Raw genomic sequence first — 15,606 nt, forward strand, 5'->3', positions numbered from 1 at the left:
ATACTTCAAAACTACCACAAAATGGTATTGTCCCATTGCCTTCTTCGTCTCAATTTTGTATCGGAAAATTCGCCGCAGAAAAGCGGCCCGAAAATAACAACGTACTCTTTAAGTCAGTTCAGGTGGTTCAGGTAGATGAATAGGCCGTTCTCAGCAGTGAGACGGCTTATTTTTTTAACAACCCGCAAAGCGCCCTGATCTCCTCCGCCGTATTGAAGGCATGCAACACGATCCGTAACCGCTCACTCCCCTTGGGCACCGTCGGATACAGAATGGGCCGGACATCCAGACCCGCCGCCTGCAACCGCTCCGCTAAAGCCCGCACGGCATCATTCCCCGGGACGATCACCACCTGGATAGGGGTCCGGCTGTCAAACCTCCGGTAGCCGATCTCCTCCGCCCGCCATAGATCGATCAGCTGCGACAGCTGAGCCCGCAAAGGTCCTAACTGCGGCATTAGCGCATAGGCCCTGGCGATGGCCCGGACACTGGCAGGCGGTAACGCCGTCGTATAGATCAGGCTTCGGCTGAAATTGATCAGGTAATCCCGCAAAAGGGAACTGCCCAGCACCACCGCACCATGGCAACCTACGGCCTTCCCGAAAGTATGGACGCGCGCAAAACACTCCTCCTGCAATCCCAACGCCTGCACAAGCCCTTCTCCTTCAACGCCGATTACGCCCGTTGCATGCGCCTCATCGACTATCAGGTGCGCCCCATGCCGCCGGCACAGCGCCGCCATCTCCTTTAACGGCGCCTGGTCGCCATCCATGGAAAATACCGACTCGGTCACGACAAAACAGGTGCCGCCCCCGCTCCGGGCCGACAACCGCCGCTCAAGATCGGCGCAGTCGTTATGAACAAAAGAATAGGCCTGGGCAAAAGACAATCGCATCCCGTCACGGATCGATGCATGGCTAAGCGCATCATAAAGCACCACATCCCCCCGCTGCGGAACACAGCTCAGCAACCCCAGGTTCGCATCATATCCCGAATTATAGATCAAGGCAGCCGGCGCCGCATGAAACCCCGCCAACTGCCGTTCGACGTCCTCGATCAACGGATAATTGCCGGCAAGCAGCCGCGATCCGCCACTGCCATGCGCCAATACCTCCTGCTCTCCCGCGGTCAGCAATCCATCCCGCACCACCCCCAAATAATCGTTCGAACAAAGATCGACCTTTCCCTCCGGAAGCCGCAGCTTCCGGAACGCCGCATTCGCACGCCTCTCGGCCAGTTTCCGATCTAAAAAGGTCTCGTCCCGCATCGCAAAATTTCCGGCAAACCTACGTAATTTCACCCCATGGAAACCACCACCGGTCAAAAGAACATCCTCGGACTCCAGCTTCCCACCGACCCGCGGTGGGTTCATCTGAGCAGCATCTCCCTCGAAGCCATCCTCACCGACCACGCCTGGTGCGAACAAAAAGCCGCCACCAGCTGCATCTCCCTCATCCAGCGCTATAGCGACAAACAACGCCTCGTCGAAGATCTCTCCCCCATCGTCACCGAAGAATGGGGACATTTCCGGCTCGTCCTGGCCGAACTCCAAAAACGCGGACTGAAACTCGGCCGGCAACGGAAAGATATCTACGTCAACCAACTGATGGAATTTGAAAAGAAAGGCGCCAATGAAAATGAACGGTTCCTCGATCGCCTCCTGCTCTTCGCCCTCATCGAGGCCCGCAGCTGCGAACGCTTCAAACGCCTCAGCGAAGGCCTTGAAGACAACTACCTCCGGCAATTCTACCGCCGCTTCATGGAAAGCGAGGCCGGCCACTATCACCTCTTCATCGAACTGGCCGAAACCTACATCGACAAGGACACCGTTCGCAGTCGATGGAAAGAATGGCTCGATAAGGAGGCCGGAGTCATGAATTCACTGGAAGTTCGGGGCGATCGGATACACTGAGCCGCTGCAAATACAGGTCCACGAATTCCTCCATCCGCTTGAGCCGGTATTGCATCACCCATCGCGGATGCGGCAACGGAATGATCTCCTTGAAGAATCCATGCCGCTCGTTCACCTTACTGAAATAGTTGAAATTCGTTCCCTCTCCCAGGCAGTAGGCGATCTCTATCGTAGGCATCGTCTCCAGCTGACGCCGGATACACCGCAGCATAAAAGGCTCGAAATCCCGCATCAGCTCCTTGTCGTCATAGTAGTTCAGGTTCTTACCCTCCCGCACAAAACCCAGGGGCGACAACGCCGTGATATAAAATCGCCGGTAAAAAGCCTCCACACCACCGAATGCCTCGATCATCGCATAGACAAAAAGCGAAGATAACTCCGCCTTCCGGGGCATCGTATTCGGAATGCCGCATTTCTCCTCCAGCCGGATCGGATCGGTGAAAGGCACCCCCGTCACGCCCGCCCCAAATCGTCCGGGGTTGATCCCAAAGATGTAAACCCTCGGCCGGTCATCATCGTAGAATTTCCGGTAGAACCGGCTCGCCAGGTCCCAGGTACCGGGGTTCGTATACGGATTCATGATGGAGACGCCCTCCGGCATAGGAAAATCCGGCCGCAGTCCCTTGTAAAACTCCAATATCGCCGTAGCGTAGCTCATTTCCCGGAAAAATAGTCGATCTCCTCGGTGAGGTTAAGAAAAGGATATCGCGCCGCCAACGCCACAGCCCGGCTATACTGCTCCGCCAAAAACCGCTGATGCGCCAGCGTGGCCGGCTGAAAAGGCTTGTGCTTGCGGGCAATGACGATCTTCTTCACTTCCTCCAACAGCTCCCGGGCATCCGCATCGAGACATTGGTGAATAAATTTTTCCAGCACAAACTGCGTCGCCGGATAATTTGGATGGACCATATCGACATCATAAAAGCGGTAATCCCGAAGCACATCGATCACCAGCTCATACGCGGGGAAATACCAGATCCGATCGAATTTATTGACGAGATGGTGTACCGCCTCGATCAGCCGGGCCTTACTGCGATTGTTATCCACGACCCCATCGCGGATATGCCGCACGGGACTGATCGTGAACAGCACTTTCAGGCCGGGATTGAAATTGAACAACTGGTACAGGCAGCTGTCGAATACCGCATGGATCTCTTCGATGGCCATCAGGTGCTTCCGAAAGCCCTGCGCCGGCGCCCGGTGGCAGTTGGCCACCGCCACCCCGCTATCGGCCAATCGATAAGAGAAAGCGCTGCCCAACGTTATGATCAACCAGTCCGCTCGTTTTAAAAAAGCATGAGCCTGCCGCTGCGAAGCATTGATCCCCGCCACAGCTGCCGCCCTGTCCATATTCGAAAAGATACTGTGATGCCGCCAGCTCTGCCAGACTTCATTCAGAAAGAAAAGATCCTGGTCGGTGTACTCCTCCGGCCGGATATAAGAGATGAGGCTCGAAGCAACACTGGCAGGGTCAAAAAGAATGCCGTTGGGATTTTGCAACACATCGAATTTCCACTCCCCAAGCGCATTCCCGATATGCTCGGTAAAACAACTCCCTGTGAGCAACACCTTCTCCCCATATCGGATCGGTACAGGCAGCGGCGGAAGCGATATCGGCAATTGAAATTCCATGATTATTCAAACACCCCCCCCGCCAGCCGAAGACTGTCGGCCAATGCCTCTTCATCCAGGTCACCCAATAATCCTTTCTCGCGGAAATGCCGGATCATCCACTCCGTATCCATATTCCCCACAAGAGCATTTCCAGCCATCGGGCATCCACCGATACCTTTCAATGCGCCGTCAAATCGCCGGCAGCCGGCCTCCAGCGCGGCATCGACCTTCGTCTTCCGATTATGATGCGTCGAATGCAAATGCACTCCAATGGTACACTGCGGCAGCTGCCGGACCAGGTAATCCACCACCGAAAACACCTGCTCCGGCGTCGCAACCCCCACCGTATCGGCCACAGACAAGGTCCTCACCCCCAATTTCGCCAGCGCAGCAGCCCATTGATACACCACCTCTTCATTCCAGGCCTCGCCATAAGGATTGCCGAATCCCATCGACAGATAGACCACCAGCTCCTTCTGGGTCCTCACACACAGTTCCTGCATCTCCTCCACCGTAGCAAAGCTGCCCTCGATGGTCTTATTGGTATTTCGCAGTTGAAAGGTCTCCGACACGGAGAAAGGAAACCCGAGATAGGCAATCTCCTCATGCCCCGCCGCCTCCTCCGCACCACGGAAGTTCGCTACAATAGCCAGCAACCGGGTCTTCACACCCCGTAAATCCAGTCCCGCCAGCACTTCGGCGGTATCCGCCATCTGCGGAATGGCCTTTGGCGAAACAAAGCTCCCAAAGTCAAGCACATCGAATCCTACCCGCAAAAGCGAATTCAGATATTCGATCTTTCTGGCCGTAGGTATGATCTGCGGCCAGCCTTGCATCGCATCCCGCGGACATTCGACAAGCGTTATCATAACCGATGTTTCATTGCTTCATATAAGATGATTCCCGCGGCGACTGACACATTGAACGAATCGAAGTTCCCCGCCATCGGGATCGTAAAGAATTCGTCCGCCGCCTTGCGGATATAAGGCTGTACACCTTTATCCTCGCTCCCCATTACGATACAACAGGGCTCGGCCAGCGACAGTTCAAAAACTTTCTTTTCCGCCTTCATCTCGCTCGTAAAAACCTTTATGCCATTCAGATGAAGGGTATCTACCGCCTTTAACAAACTGGGCACCCGGCACACCTGGATCAGCTCCAGCGCACCGGCGGAAGACTTCATCGCCTCTTCGTTCAAAGCCCCTACCCCTTTATCGGGAATGATCAGCGCCTGCGCTCCGCAGCAAAGCGCGCTCCGGGCAATAGCCCCGATATTCCGAACGTCCGTAACCCCGTCCAACATGACGAACAAGGGCACACTCCCCGCTCCGACCACATGATCGACCACCTGCTGCAGGTCCATGTATTGGACCAGGCCGGCAAAGGCGATGACCCCCTGGTGGTTGGCTTTCGTCAGCGAACCCAGTTTTTCCGGCGGCACGACCTGTATCGGGATGTTGAGTTCCCTCGCGAGCTGCCTGATTTCCCCAACAACTTCACCAGCCGCATTCCGCTGCATCAGTATCTTATCCACCGCCCTTCCCGAACGGATCGCCTCGACAAGCGGCTGCCTGCCTATAATTAATTTGCTTTGCTTCATTTTATGATCGCTCCGGTGGTCAATAGTAATTTTACTTTCAGGATAGCCGCCACCGACATCGAATCGGTGATCTCTCCACGCTCGACCATCTCGAAGGCCTCGTCGAAGGATACCCGCCGCACCGCCAGTTGCTCGGTCTCTTCGGGCATCGCCTCCTCCTGCCGCAACCCGCGGGCCATAAAGATCAACGCCCGCTCGTCGGTCACGGAATTGGACAGGTGCATCTCCTGGATCAGTGTCCATTCGCTGGCCACCAACCCCGTCTCCTCCTTTAGCTCCCTGCGCGCCGATTCGATCGGCGGCAATGCCGGATCGCCACCGCCTTCCGGTATCTCCCAACTGTACATCTCCAGGGGGAACCGCCACTGCCCCACCAGCCAGGTATACCCCTCTTCATCGAGCGGCAATATCCCGATAGCCAGGTTCTTGAACCGAACAGTGCCATAAATACCCTTTCCGCCACTGGGATTCAGCACCTCGTATTCGTTCACTCCGATCCATTTGTTGTCGTAAACCGACCTCTCTTGCAATATCTTCCACGGATTCTTCATCATAACGTAAAAAACCTCCCCGAAGGGGAGGTTTCAATTTATAAGTTGAGCTTATTTCAATCCAAAAGCCTTCTTCACCTTGGGAACATAGTCCAGCTTCTCCCAGGTAAACAGCTCCACCTTCCGCTTCACTTCCTTCCCGTCTGGCGAAAGAAAAGTCTTCTCCACCACCTGCGGCTGACGGCCCATATGACCATAAGCTGCCGTCTCGCTATAAATGGGATTACGCAGCTTAAGCCGGCTCTCGATGAAATAGGGCCGCATATCGAACAGTTCCATGACCTTCTTGGCAATCTGCCCGTCGGTCAGCTTTACCTTGGCCGTACCATACGTATTTACGTTGATGCTGGTAGGTTGAGCCACCCCGATAGCGTAGGACACCTGCACCAGTATCTCGTCGGCTACCCCCGCGGCAACCAGGTTCTTCGCAATATGCCGGGTGGCATAAGCAGCCGAACGGTCGACCTTGGAAGGATCTTTCCCGCTGAATGCACCACCGCCATGGGCGCCCTTGCCGCCATACGTATCGACGATGATCTTCCGGCCCGTCAGACCCGTATCGCCATGCGGTCCCCCGATAACGAATTTCCCGGTAGGATTGATATGGTACTTGATATTGTCGTTGAACAGACGGGAATACTTCTTATACTTTGCCTTCACGCGCGGGATCAGGATCTCGATGATATCCTTCTTGATCTTTGCCTGCATCTTGGCTTCCGTGTCGAAGTCGTCGTGCTGGGTGGAAACGACGATCGCATCGATCCGCACCGGCTTGTTGTTGTCATCGTATTCCAGCGTGACCTGGCTCTTGGCGTCGGGACGCAAATACTTGATCTGCTTGTTCTCCCGGCGCAGCGCCGCCAGCTCCAGCAGGATCTTATGCGCCAGATCGAGCGCCAGCGGCATATAATCTTCTGTTTCGTTGCTGGCATAGCCGAACATCATCCCCTGGTCACCCGCACCTTGCTCTTCCTTCTTCTTCTTGTCGACCCCCTGGTTGATATCGGAGGATTGCTCATGGATGGCCGAAAAGATCCCGCAGGAATTGGCTTCGAACATATATTCACTCTTCGTGTAGCCGATACGCCGGATAACGTCCCGGGTGATGTCCTGCACGTCGAGATAGGCCTTAGATTTTACTTCCCCGGCAAGCACGACCTGGCCGGTAGTCACCAACGTCTCACAGGCAACCTTGGACTGGGGGTCAAAGGCCAGGAAATGATCGATCAATGCATCGGAGATCTGGTCGGCCACTTTGTCCGGGTGCCCTTCGCTAACGCTCTCAGAAGTGAATAAATAAGGCATTTTGTTTAAAAGGTTTGATGAGAATTAATGAGTTAAAGATGATTAAACGCGGCAAAGATAGTAGGTTATTTACTCAGGTCCATGTACAACTGCAAATAATCTGTTAAATCAGACTCCGCGTTAAAGGAGAGAACTTTCCGGCCCCGGATCTTCCCGAATTCCTCGACCAGCTTCTTGTCCACCTTCTCGGCGCCAAACGTGATGGCGTCGGCATAAGTGGCCCCTCCACGGAAGAGAGCAGTATTGTTAGCCTCCTTATAAGGCTCCAGGTCCTTTTCCTTGATATTGGAATGGATGTTCGCGATCTTCAGGAAATCCGGTCCCAGCTTTTCCTTGAAGGTGGGCTGGCCGATGGTAAATACACACTTGCTGTGCGCAAACACCGGCTCCTTCTTGTACACCGTTTTCAGATACAACGGGATCAGCCCCGTCATCCAGCCGCTGCAATGAATGACGTCCGGAGGCCAGCCAAATTTCTTGACCGTCTCAAGGGCGCCCTTGCAATAGAATACCGTGCGCAGGCCGTTGTCCTCAAACCATTTATCCTGCTCGTCGTGGAAGATGAACTTGCGCTTGAAAAGATCTTCGTTGTCAAGAAAATACACCTGCAGACGGGCGTTGGGCAAAGAGGCTACCTTGATCTGAAGAGGGAAGTCATCATTATCAACCGAAACATTGATCCCCGAAAGGCGAACCACTTCATGAAGCCGGTGCCTCCGTTCATTTACAACCCCAAACCTCGGCATGATACAACGCACCTCGAATCCATTGTCATTTGATTTAATTGCCAGCTTATTAACGATCTCCGCAAACTCCGTCAGCTCTAAATAAGGCGACATTTCGTTGGCAATAAATAAAATTCGCTTTTTTTGTACCATTATTTTAATCTCGATGATTGTATTGGAACCTTACCAAAACAGTTTGCAAAGGTACAATTTTTATTGTAAAATCGGCGCCGTAGCCGTTTTGCGCTATAAAACCACAAAAAATGATAATGTATAAAAGGGCCGCCGACCTGGCCATGCACCTGGAAAAACAACGCAAAGCCGGCCGGTCCATCGGCTTCGTACCCACAATGGGAGCCTTGCACGAAGGACATATCTCACTTATCGCTATATCAAAACGGTCCACCGACCTAACGGTCTGCAGCATCTTTGTAAACCCCACGCAGTTTAATGATCCTAAGGATTTTCAGAAATATCCCATAACCCTGGAAAAAGATATCCCCATGCTCGAAAAGGCCGGCGTCGATGTCCTTTTCCTCCCCGAGGTCGCAGAAATGTACCCCCACGGCACCCGAGGCCTGGAAACCTATGACCTGGGGCCCCTCGAGACGCTCCTCGAAGGCAAATTTCGCCCCGGCCACTTTCAGGGAGTATGCCAGGTGATGCGCCGGTTGCTGGAAAAGGTCCACCCCGACCAACTGTTCATGGGCAGCAAGGATTACCAGCAATGTATGGTGGTGCGCCGGCTACTGACCATTATGGGCCTGCCCACCACCCTGCACTGTTGCCCCATCATCCGGGAAGCCGACGGCCTGGCCATGAGTAGCCGCAATCTCCGCCTCACCCCCGAACAGCGCGCCAACGCCACGGCAATTTATCGCGCCCTGATGCAGATAAAGACCGGCTTTACCTCCGGGCCCGTCCCCACCCTCATCGAAAATGCCATTCGCATCCTCGAATCGGCAGGCTTCCGCGTAGACTATGTCTCGATCGCCGACGCCAATACCCTCGAACCGATCCCCGGCCCCTCCCCGTCCGGCGCCATCGCCCTCATCGCCGCATTCCAGGGGGATGTCCGCCTCATCGACAACATGATTCTCTGAATTTGAAATCATGTAACTTTGTGCCCCATTTGTAAGACCTATGGATATAGAAATACTCAAATCGAAAGTTCATCGTGCGACCATCACCGAAGCCAACCTTAACTACGTTGGCAGTCTCACCCTCGACGAAGACCTCATGGATGCAGCAGGCATGATCGAGAATGAAAAGGTGCAGATCGTCAACGTCAACAACGGCTCCCGGATCGAAACCTACCTCATCAAAGGCAAACGCGGCTCCGGCACCTGCTGTCTCAACGGCCCCGCTGCAAGACAGGGTGCAGTGGGCGATATCATCATCGTCATCTCTTACGCGCATATGGATTTCGAAGAAGCCAAACAGTTCAAGCCCCGCATCGTTTTTCCGAAAGAAGGAAATAAACTGTAACTTGTCGCGGAATGAAAAAGAAGCTTCTGACCGCCCTGCAATACATTCTTTTCTCCGCTATAGCCGTATTCTTCATCTGGCTAAGCTTGAAGGGCATGGATGGTCAGAAATGGGCGCAGCTAAAAGGCGCTCTGGACCGCGCCAACTACTGGCTGCTGATCCCCGTCCTCCTCTTCCTGCTGGCAAGCCACTGGCTTCGCGCACTGCGTTGGCGCCAGTTGATCGAACCCCTGGGCTACACCCCTTCCCGGGTCAACTGTTTCCTCGGCGTCATGATCGGCTACTTCGTCAACCTCGGTCCCCTTCGCCTCGGCGAGGTGATCAAATGCACCATCCTCGCCCGCTATGAAAAAGTACCCGCCGACAAACTGGTCGGAACCATCGTCGCCGAACGCGCATTCGATGTCGTCTGCCTCCTGACGGTATTCGGTCTCACCCTCATCCTGCAGTATAATGTCATCCATGCAATGATGGCCGGCAAACTGGATATGTTCTTCCGCAACGCACAGGGACAAACCTCCTGGATAAAGATCATCGGGGCCGTTTTCGTCGCAGCGGCCCTCTTCCTGATCGCCCGTCGCCTGCTCAACCGGTTCAGCCATATCGCCCCGGTCCGCAAGATCCGCAACATCATTCTCAACATCTGGCACGGACTGACGACCGTAAAGGATGTAAAGAACAAACCCCTCTTCTTCGTTTATACCATCGGTATCTGGTGCCTCTACCTGCTTAGCACCTGGTTCGGGTTTTTCGCGATCGAAGCGACGCGACACCTCGGCATCCAGGACGCCCTCAGCGTATTGGCCATGGGCAGCGTAGGGATGATCGTTTCCCCCGGCGGCATCGGCGCCTATGCCCTCCTTGTCCAGGAAACCGTCGCTTTTTATGGCGTACCCGATCTGCCATTCGGCCAGGCGCTGGGCTGGCTGCTCTGGTTCGGGCAGTTCATCAGCTTCGTCCTCTTCGGCACCGCAAGCTTTATCCTGTTGCCTCGCATCAATCAACGACCACATTACGAAATCATCGAACATGAAGGTCCCGCAAATCATCCCGCAAAGGATCTATGATCATACCGGTCTGCAACACCAGCTGCGCCGTTGGCGACTGCTGAGCAAGACCATCGCCTTTACGAACGGCTGCTTCGACATCCTCCATCAGGGCCACATCGCCTCCCTCTCCGACGCCGCCCGGGAAGCCGATATCCTGATCGTCGGCCTCAACTCGGACGCCAGCACACGTCGCCTCAAAGGCGAACAACGCCCGATCAACAACGAACAGGCCCGCGCCATCGTCCTGGCTTCCCTGCTCATGGTGGATGCCGTTATCGTCTTCGAAGAAGATACCCCGCTCGAACTGATAAATATGATCATGCCCGATGTCCTTGTAAAGGGAGGAGACTATACACTCGAACAGATCGTCGGGGCAAAAGAAGTGATGGCCGCCGGCGGCCGCGTGGTGATTAACCCTATCGTGCCCGGCTTTTCGACCACAAGCATCATCGATAAGATATGCCGCCTCTAGACTCTAACCGTGATACATCCTTTCCACCTCCTGCACGATAGCCTCGATGTTCTGGTCATCCCCCTTGGCATCGTAGGGCTGCTTTAAATTACTGCTGAAGAAAAAGGCCACCGTCTGCCAGAAACGGGCCGTAAATCCACCTTTATATTCTTTGATGATGTCGTAACAATTGTTGCCCGTCTGCCGGTTGATCAGCTTCATCAGGATCCTCCCCTGGTAGATCGACAGCTGCTCCAGCGGTTGCGTGAATTCCTTCTTCAGCTCCTTCTCCCGGGACAACACATACCGATGCCGCTCCTTTTCAGTGCCCAACAACGCCATCTTCGCATTCATCTCATTCATGATCATCCCCGCACGGCGCGCATAAGGATAGGTGACATACACCGCATTCCGCAGCCTCGTCCACTCTTCAACGCGACGACGCATCGCCGGCGGCATCGGGGCATGCACCCAGGTGTATTCGATCGTATTGGCGGGAAGTAGCTGGCCGTCGTAGACCTTGGCGGGAACAAGGATCGTATCATAAGGACCATATTCCGGTTTCGGAATATCGGGCGGAATTGCGCTCGTATCGGCCGACTGGGCGGACACCCGGGTCCCTATCAGCAATAGGAGAACGGATACCGGCAGCCAATATTTGAAAAGACGGAAGCGCATAGTCGGGTCCTTAAAATTAACAATAAACGTTGTATTTTAATACCCTATACCCCCGCAGGGTAACCCTTATCGGACCTCCATTTTGACCTTCGCCTGACGCCTGCGCCACAACATGCTCATTACGAAGCCTATGATCATAATGATCGTCCCGAACCACAAAATGTTAATTTGGGGAAATTCCAGCACCTTGGCCGCAATAAAAGGCACCATATCGGTGGACTCCTTCATCCCCAGCTCGATCTTCTGGTCATCGGTGATCTTGTTGAACCGCAACGCAAGGTCCTGCGCAAAGACGGTATCGTTCAGAAAATGCGGTTGATTGTCCTTTACATAGATGACGGGAGAAGCATGGTATCGCATACTGTCCCTGCTCACCACCGTGACCATCGCCATCAGCGCCGTGTCGTTGACACCGAAATGATATTTGCCGTTATTGGGATTCTTGACCACCGAATCCAGGATCACATAACCCCGCGAATAAAAAGCCGTATCCTTGAGTCTCACCGCCTGCGGCTTGAACTGCGCTGTATCATTCTGTTCGTCGTGGGGCGAGAATCCCGTTATATACATGAAAATGTCCCGGTTCCAATAATGATACTTGTCCGGGTTGGGCGTGCCGCCTTCCATTCCCTTCGTATTCCGGATGAGGTTGGGATAAAGATCGAATTCATGGTTCGTTTTCTTTTCCTGGAAATGGATGCGGTAATAACGGGTCTGGCTGCGGGGCTCCAGCGAATCATCCCCCATATAGGTAGCCCAGTACTTGTTCATGTCGATCCGGACTCCCTTTACAAGGCTGATATTCTCCAAAGGATCCTGCTTGGGATCGGCGTTGGCAAAACGGACCCCCTCCATATTATAGGACAACACCTGCTTCTTGGCCGAAGAGATCAGGATACCCACCAGCATCAGCCCGAAACCGATATGCGCAATCGACCCGCCCGCAGACTTCCAATTCCATTTCAGCCCCGTCCGGATATACTCGATGTTCGCGATTACGGCATACACCGCGGCAAACAGGGCTATATGGATCGCCGCCAGAAAACCCGCGCCATATTTGTCATAATGGATACCGCCGAAAAGGCTTATCGACAGCGAAACAGCCAGCGCAATCGCCGTGGGTAACCATAGCTTCTTCAACAACACTCCCTTGCCCGTCCCCTTGTATCTCAGATATTGACCAAAAGCCGTAAGGATACCTACGAGAATAGCGATAAAGATCTCGATCCGGTTATAGGTAAATGCCGCATCGTCGATCGCCACTTTCTGCTCTTTGACCAGGTTGATCACCGGCAGAGAGGTCGAGATGATGATATACAATGCCGACAAAAAGAGTATCAGCGATCCAATGAACATCCAGAACTCCCGCGAATCCGTCGCTTCCTCCCGGGAAATATGAGGGATGTTCCTGTATCTCGCGATAAACAAACCATAAGCGGGAACAAGGAACACTGCCAAAAAAAGGAATAACTGCACATTCATCCCGGCGCTCACGAACGCATGGACCGAAAGATCGCCCAGGATACCGCTCCGCGTCAGAAACGTCGAATACAGCACCAGGATAAACTGGGTGATCAGGAAAAAGTAGGTCGCCCGCAGCGAGTGACCCGTCGAATTGTAGATCACCTGCGTATGCAGTCCGGCGATCATCACCAGCCAGGGCACCATCGATGCATTCTCCACCGGGTCCCAGCCCCAGTACCCGCCAAAGCTAAGCGCTTCATAAGCCCAGGCAGCTCCCATCATCACCCCCGTTCCAAGCACACAGGCAGAGAACAAGGTCCAGGGAAGGGCAACCCGCGTCCAGCCTCCGAAATCTTTTTTCCAAAGGCCCGCGATGGCATACGCAAAAGGCACCACCGTAGAAGAGAATCCAAGGAACAACACCGGCGGATGGATCACCATCCAATAATTTTGCAGCAACGCATTGAGCCCCTGCCCATCCTGCATCTGCGGAATGCTCATATAGTCGGGCTGACTGAAGATCGGCGCCCGCATCCCCATCTCCGTCTGGCGAACCAGCAGGAACGGGTTGATGCCGATCTTGTTTCCAAACAGGTAGATACCCATGATCATCGTCGCAAGACAGAACTGGGTAAAGCTCATCACGGTCATCACCGGCGTTTCCCATTTCCCGGCCGTACGCATCAGGATCATTCCAAGAACACAAACCCAAATGGTCCACAACAGGAAACTCCCTTCCTGCGCCTCCCAGATACAGGCCAGCACATATTGGAATTTCAGCGCCTTACTGGAATGCTCCCATGCAAAATTATACTCGAAAAGCCGGTTGGAAACGATATAGAAAATGGTCGCGAGAACGGCAAAAACGGCAAACACATTGATCCGGTAGGCGGTGCGCCCCATCCGGCGCCAGCTGTTCTGCTCGTCGGCGGTCTTCGCCTGCGTCGCCTTGAAAAAGGAAAGCAATGCGACAAAAGAAGCGGCAAAACAAAGAATAGCAAAAAAATGCCCCAGCCTGCCGGGCAAAAGATGTTCACCGAGATATTGCATGTCCAGGGTATTAATTTTGGCTCAGGGCCTTCTGAGCGGAATTGGGATCGTCCTTGTACTTCGAAGGACATTTCAGAAGAATGCCGTCCTTGCGGGTGATCTCGAAGACATCCCCGTTCATTTTACCTTTGAGCGTAATCCGCTCCGCCTTCTCGAGGTCATAAGGTTTTTCGAAATGATAGACCACCCTGGCCTTGTTGCCAAGGGTATCGCTGATATGGAAGCTTACAAAATTGGGGTCCTTTGCAGGATTGTACTCGATGGGCTGAGTGTTGTCGAGATGCGCGATGATCGTAACGGTCTTGCCCGATTTCTGCCGGGCCGAAGCAATCGTTTCAAAAGTGGTGAGATCACCCGTGAAGCTGATCAGCACCGCAATCGAAACGGCAATGAGGATCAATATGACGATGTGTAACTTTTTCATACCGACCGCAAAGTTAGGTCAAAAACCGGTTCCCCCTATACCTTCTATACCTTTTTAAATACCACGATGCCATTATGCCCTCCAAACCCAAAGGTGTTGCTCATCGCCACCTTTACAGGATGCCGTTTCGCCTCTCCCAGCAGGATATTCAGCCCCGCCGGGATCGCCGGGTCCAGGTGCCGGGTATTGATGGTCGGCGGGATCACCCCGTCGCGGATGCTCAACAGGCAGGCGATCCCCTCGATCGCTCCCGCAGCACCCAGTAAATGCCCCGTCATCGACTTGGTCGCACTGATCACAAGGCCCGAAGGCGCCGTACCGAAAAGCCGGGTCACCGCCTGCACCTCGCTGAGATCGCCCACCGGCGTAGAAGTGGCATGGACATTCAGATAATCGACATCGGCCGGGGTAACCCCCGCATCCTTCAACGCGTCCTGCATCGCCCGGAACGCCCCCGCCCCTTCCGGATGCGTGGCCGTCATATGATAGGCGTCGGCCGTCATGGCAGCACCGGCCAGCTCGGCATAGATATGCGCGCCCCGCGCCTTCGCATGCTCATATTCCTCCAACACCAGTGCCCCGGCGCCCTCACCCATCACAAAACCGTCCCGGTCGACGTCAAAAGGCCGGGAAGCATGCTGCGGATCGTCGTTGCGCGTCGACATGGCCCTCATCGCTGTGAACCCGCCGATGGACGCCGCCGTGATCGGCGCCTCGCTGCCCCCCGCAACGATCACCCTGGCCTTCCCGAGGCGGATATAGTTCAACGCATCCATGAACGCCGTATTCGAAGTACTGCAGGCCGACACGGTCGTATAGTTGATGCCCATAAAACCGTATTTGATGGAGATCATCCCCGAAGCCATATTGGCGATGAGCTTGGGCACAAAGAACGGACTGAACCTGGGCGTACCATCCCCCGCCGCGTATTCCTTCACCTGCTCTTCAAAGGTCTCCATCCCACCCTGACCGGACCCCCAGATGACACCCGTATCGAAGGGGTCCATGGCCTTGAAGTCGATCCCGCAGTCCTTGATGGCCTGATCGGCAGCGGCAAGCGCATACTGGGTGAAAAGATCGGTCCGCTTCAGCTCGCTCCGGTCCAGCAACCCCGAAGCATCGAAATTCTTTACCTCGCACGCAAAACGGGTCTTGAACCGGCTGGCATCGAAATGGGTGATCTGCCCTGCCCCACTTACGCCCGCCAACATATTGCGCCAATACGTAACCACATCATTGCCCAGGGGAGTGATCGCGCCCATTCCGGTAACTACAACTCTTTTCATAATGATCTT

17 protein-coding genes are annotated in these 15,606 nt (G+C 54.4%); 5 read left to right on the top strand and 12 right to left on the bottom strand.

The annotated features are described in order from the left end of the window. Positions 1 to 166: 166 nt before the first annotated feature. Positions 167 to 1,267, bottom strand: a complete 1,101-nt coding sequence (locus VHE34_RS21440; protein ID WP_325591693.1) for an 8-amino-7-oxononanoate synthase — start codon at positions 1,265 to 1,267, stop codon at positions 167 to 169. Positions 1,268 to 1,303: 36 nt separating this feature from the next. On the opposite strand from VHE34_RS21440, the gene VHE34_RS21445 reads away from it, so the two are divergent. Next, positions 1,304 to 1,912 carry a tRNA-(ms[2]io[6]A)-hydroxylase gene (locus VHE34_RS21445; RefSeq protein ID WP_325591695.1) on the top strand — a complete coding sequence of 203 codons (609 nt, stop codon included), beginning with the start codon at positions 1,304 to 1,306 and terminating at the stop codon, positions 1,910 to 1,912. Here VHE34_RS21445 and VHE34_RS21450 read toward each other — a convergent pair. The 7 genes from VHE34_RS21450 to VHE34_RS21480 form a co-directional block, all read right to left on the bottom strand. After that, complete coding sequence (locus tag VHE34_RS21450) at positions 1,872 to 2,570, bottom strand: uracil-DNA glycosylase family protein (RefSeq protein ID WP_325591697.1); 699 nt, start codon at positions 2,568 to 2,570, stop codon at positions 1,872 to 1,874. The two genes, VHE34_RS21445 and VHE34_RS21450, sit on opposite strands and share 41 nt — an antisense overlap. Further along, on the bottom strand, positions 2,567 to 3,544 hold the full coding sequence (locus VHE34_RS21455) for a GSCFA domain-containing protein (protein ID WP_325591699.1): 978 nt from the start codon (positions 3,542 to 3,544) through the stop codon (positions 2,567 to 2,569). The genes VHE34_RS21450 and VHE34_RS21455 overlap by 4 nt, the downstream gene beginning before the upstream one ends. A 2-nt stretch (positions 3,545 to 3,546) precedes the next feature. Then, the gene (locus VHE34_RS21460; RefSeq protein WP_325591701.1) at positions 3,547 to 4,395 is read right to left on the bottom strand and encodes a hydroxymethylglutaryl-CoA lyase; all 849 of its coding nucleotides are present in this window, start codon (positions 4,393 to 4,395) and stop codon (positions 3,547 to 3,549) included. Beyond that, complete coding sequence (rlmB, locus tag VHE34_RS21465) at positions 4,392 to 5,126, bottom strand: 23S rRNA (guanosine(2251)-2'-O)-methyltransferase RlmB (protein WP_325591703.1); 735 nt, start codon at positions 5,124 to 5,126, stop codon at positions 4,392 to 4,394. Before rlmB ends, VHE34_RS21460 begins: the two co-directional genes overlap by 4 nt. After that, positions 5,123 to 5,680: an NUDIX hydrolase gene (locus VHE34_RS21470; protein WP_325591706.1), complete on the bottom strand. Its 558-nt coding sequence runs from the start codon at positions 5,678 to 5,680 to the stop codon at positions 5,123 to 5,125. The genes rlmB and VHE34_RS21470 overlap by 4 nt, the downstream gene beginning before the upstream one ends. A 48-nt stretch (positions 5,681 to 5,728) precedes the next feature. After that, positions 5,729 to 6,982 carry a methionine adenosyltransferase gene (gene metK, locus VHE34_RS21475; protein ID WP_325591708.1) on the bottom strand — a complete coding sequence of 418 codons (1,254 nt, stop codon included), beginning with the start codon at positions 6,980 to 6,982 and terminating at the stop codon, positions 5,729 to 5,731. A gap of 65 nt (positions 6,983 to 7,047) precedes the next feature. After that, on the bottom strand, positions 7,048 to 7,860 hold the full coding sequence (locus VHE34_RS21480) for a glycogen/starch synthase (RefSeq protein ID WP_325591710.1): 813 nt from the start codon (positions 7,858 to 7,860) through the stop codon (positions 7,048 to 7,050). Between the two features lie 110 nt (positions 7,861 to 7,970). Between VHE34_RS21480 and panC the strand changes: the two genes are divergently transcribed. From panC to rfaE2, 4 genes are read left to right on the top strand one after another with little or no spacing between them, the layout of a single operon-like run. Beyond that, positions 7,971 to 8,810, top strand: coding sequence for a pantoate--beta-alanine ligase (panC, locus tag VHE34_RS21485; protein ID WP_325591714.1), 840 nt, complete (start codon positions 7,971 to 7,973; stop codon positions 8,808 to 8,810). A 40-nt stretch (positions 8,811 to 8,850) separates the two neighbouring features. After that, a complete protein-coding gene (panD, locus tag VHE34_RS21490) occupies positions 8,851 to 9,195 on the top strand; it encodes an aspartate 1-decarboxylase (protein WP_325591716.1) in 345 nt (114 codons plus the stop codon). Between the two features lie 11 nt (positions 9,196 to 9,206). Further along, entirely contained in the window at positions 9,207 to 10,262 is a 1,056-nt protein-coding gene (locus tag VHE34_RS21495; protein WP_325591720.1) for a lysylphosphatidylglycerol synthase transmembrane domain-containing protein, read from the top strand. Further along, on the top strand, positions 10,225 to 10,716 hold the full coding sequence (gene rfaE2 / locus VHE34_RS21500) for a D-glycero-beta-D-manno-heptose 1-phosphate adenylyltransferase (protein ID WP_325591722.1): 492 nt from the start codon (positions 10,225 to 10,227) through the stop codon (positions 10,714 to 10,716). The genes VHE34_RS21495 and rfaE2 overlap by 38 nt, the downstream gene beginning before the upstream one ends. Before the next feature lie 3 nt (positions 10,717 to 10,719). Here the strand turns inward: rfaE2 and VHE34_RS21505 are convergent, their stop codons facing one another. The 4 genes from VHE34_RS21505 to fabF form a co-directional block, all read right to left on the bottom strand. Further along, on the bottom strand, positions 10,720 to 11,373 hold the full coding sequence (locus VHE34_RS21505; protein ID WP_325591724.1) for a DUF4294 domain-containing protein: 654 nt from the start codon (positions 11,371 to 11,373) through the stop codon (positions 10,720 to 10,722). Between the two features lie 66 nt (positions 11,374 to 11,439). After that, positions 11,440 to 13,887, bottom strand: coding sequence for a cytochrome c biogenesis protein CcsA (gene ccsA / locus VHE34_RS21510; RefSeq protein ID WP_325591726.1), 2,448 nt, complete (start codon positions 13,885 to 13,887; stop codon positions 11,440 to 11,442). 10 nt (positions 13,888 to 13,897) lie between these two features. Next, positions 13,898 to 14,311 carry a cytochrome c maturation protein CcmE gene (locus VHE34_RS21515; RefSeq protein WP_325591730.1) on the bottom strand — a complete coding sequence of 138 codons (414 nt, stop codon included), beginning with the start codon at positions 14,309 to 14,311 and terminating at the stop codon, positions 13,898 to 13,900. A gap of 44 nt (positions 14,312 to 14,355) precedes the next feature. Then, the gene (gene fabF, locus VHE34_RS21520; protein ID WP_325591733.1) at positions 14,356 to 15,597 is read right to left on the bottom strand and encodes a beta-ketoacyl-ACP synthase II; all 1,242 of its coding nucleotides are present in this window, start codon (positions 15,595 to 15,597) and stop codon (positions 14,356 to 14,358) included. Positions 15,598 to 15,606: the final 9 nt, after the last annotated feature.

This window comes from Puia sp. (assembly GCF_035546395.1).
Taxonomy (GTDB): Bacteria; Bacteroidota; Bacteroidia; order Chitinophagales; family Chitinophagaceae; genus Puia.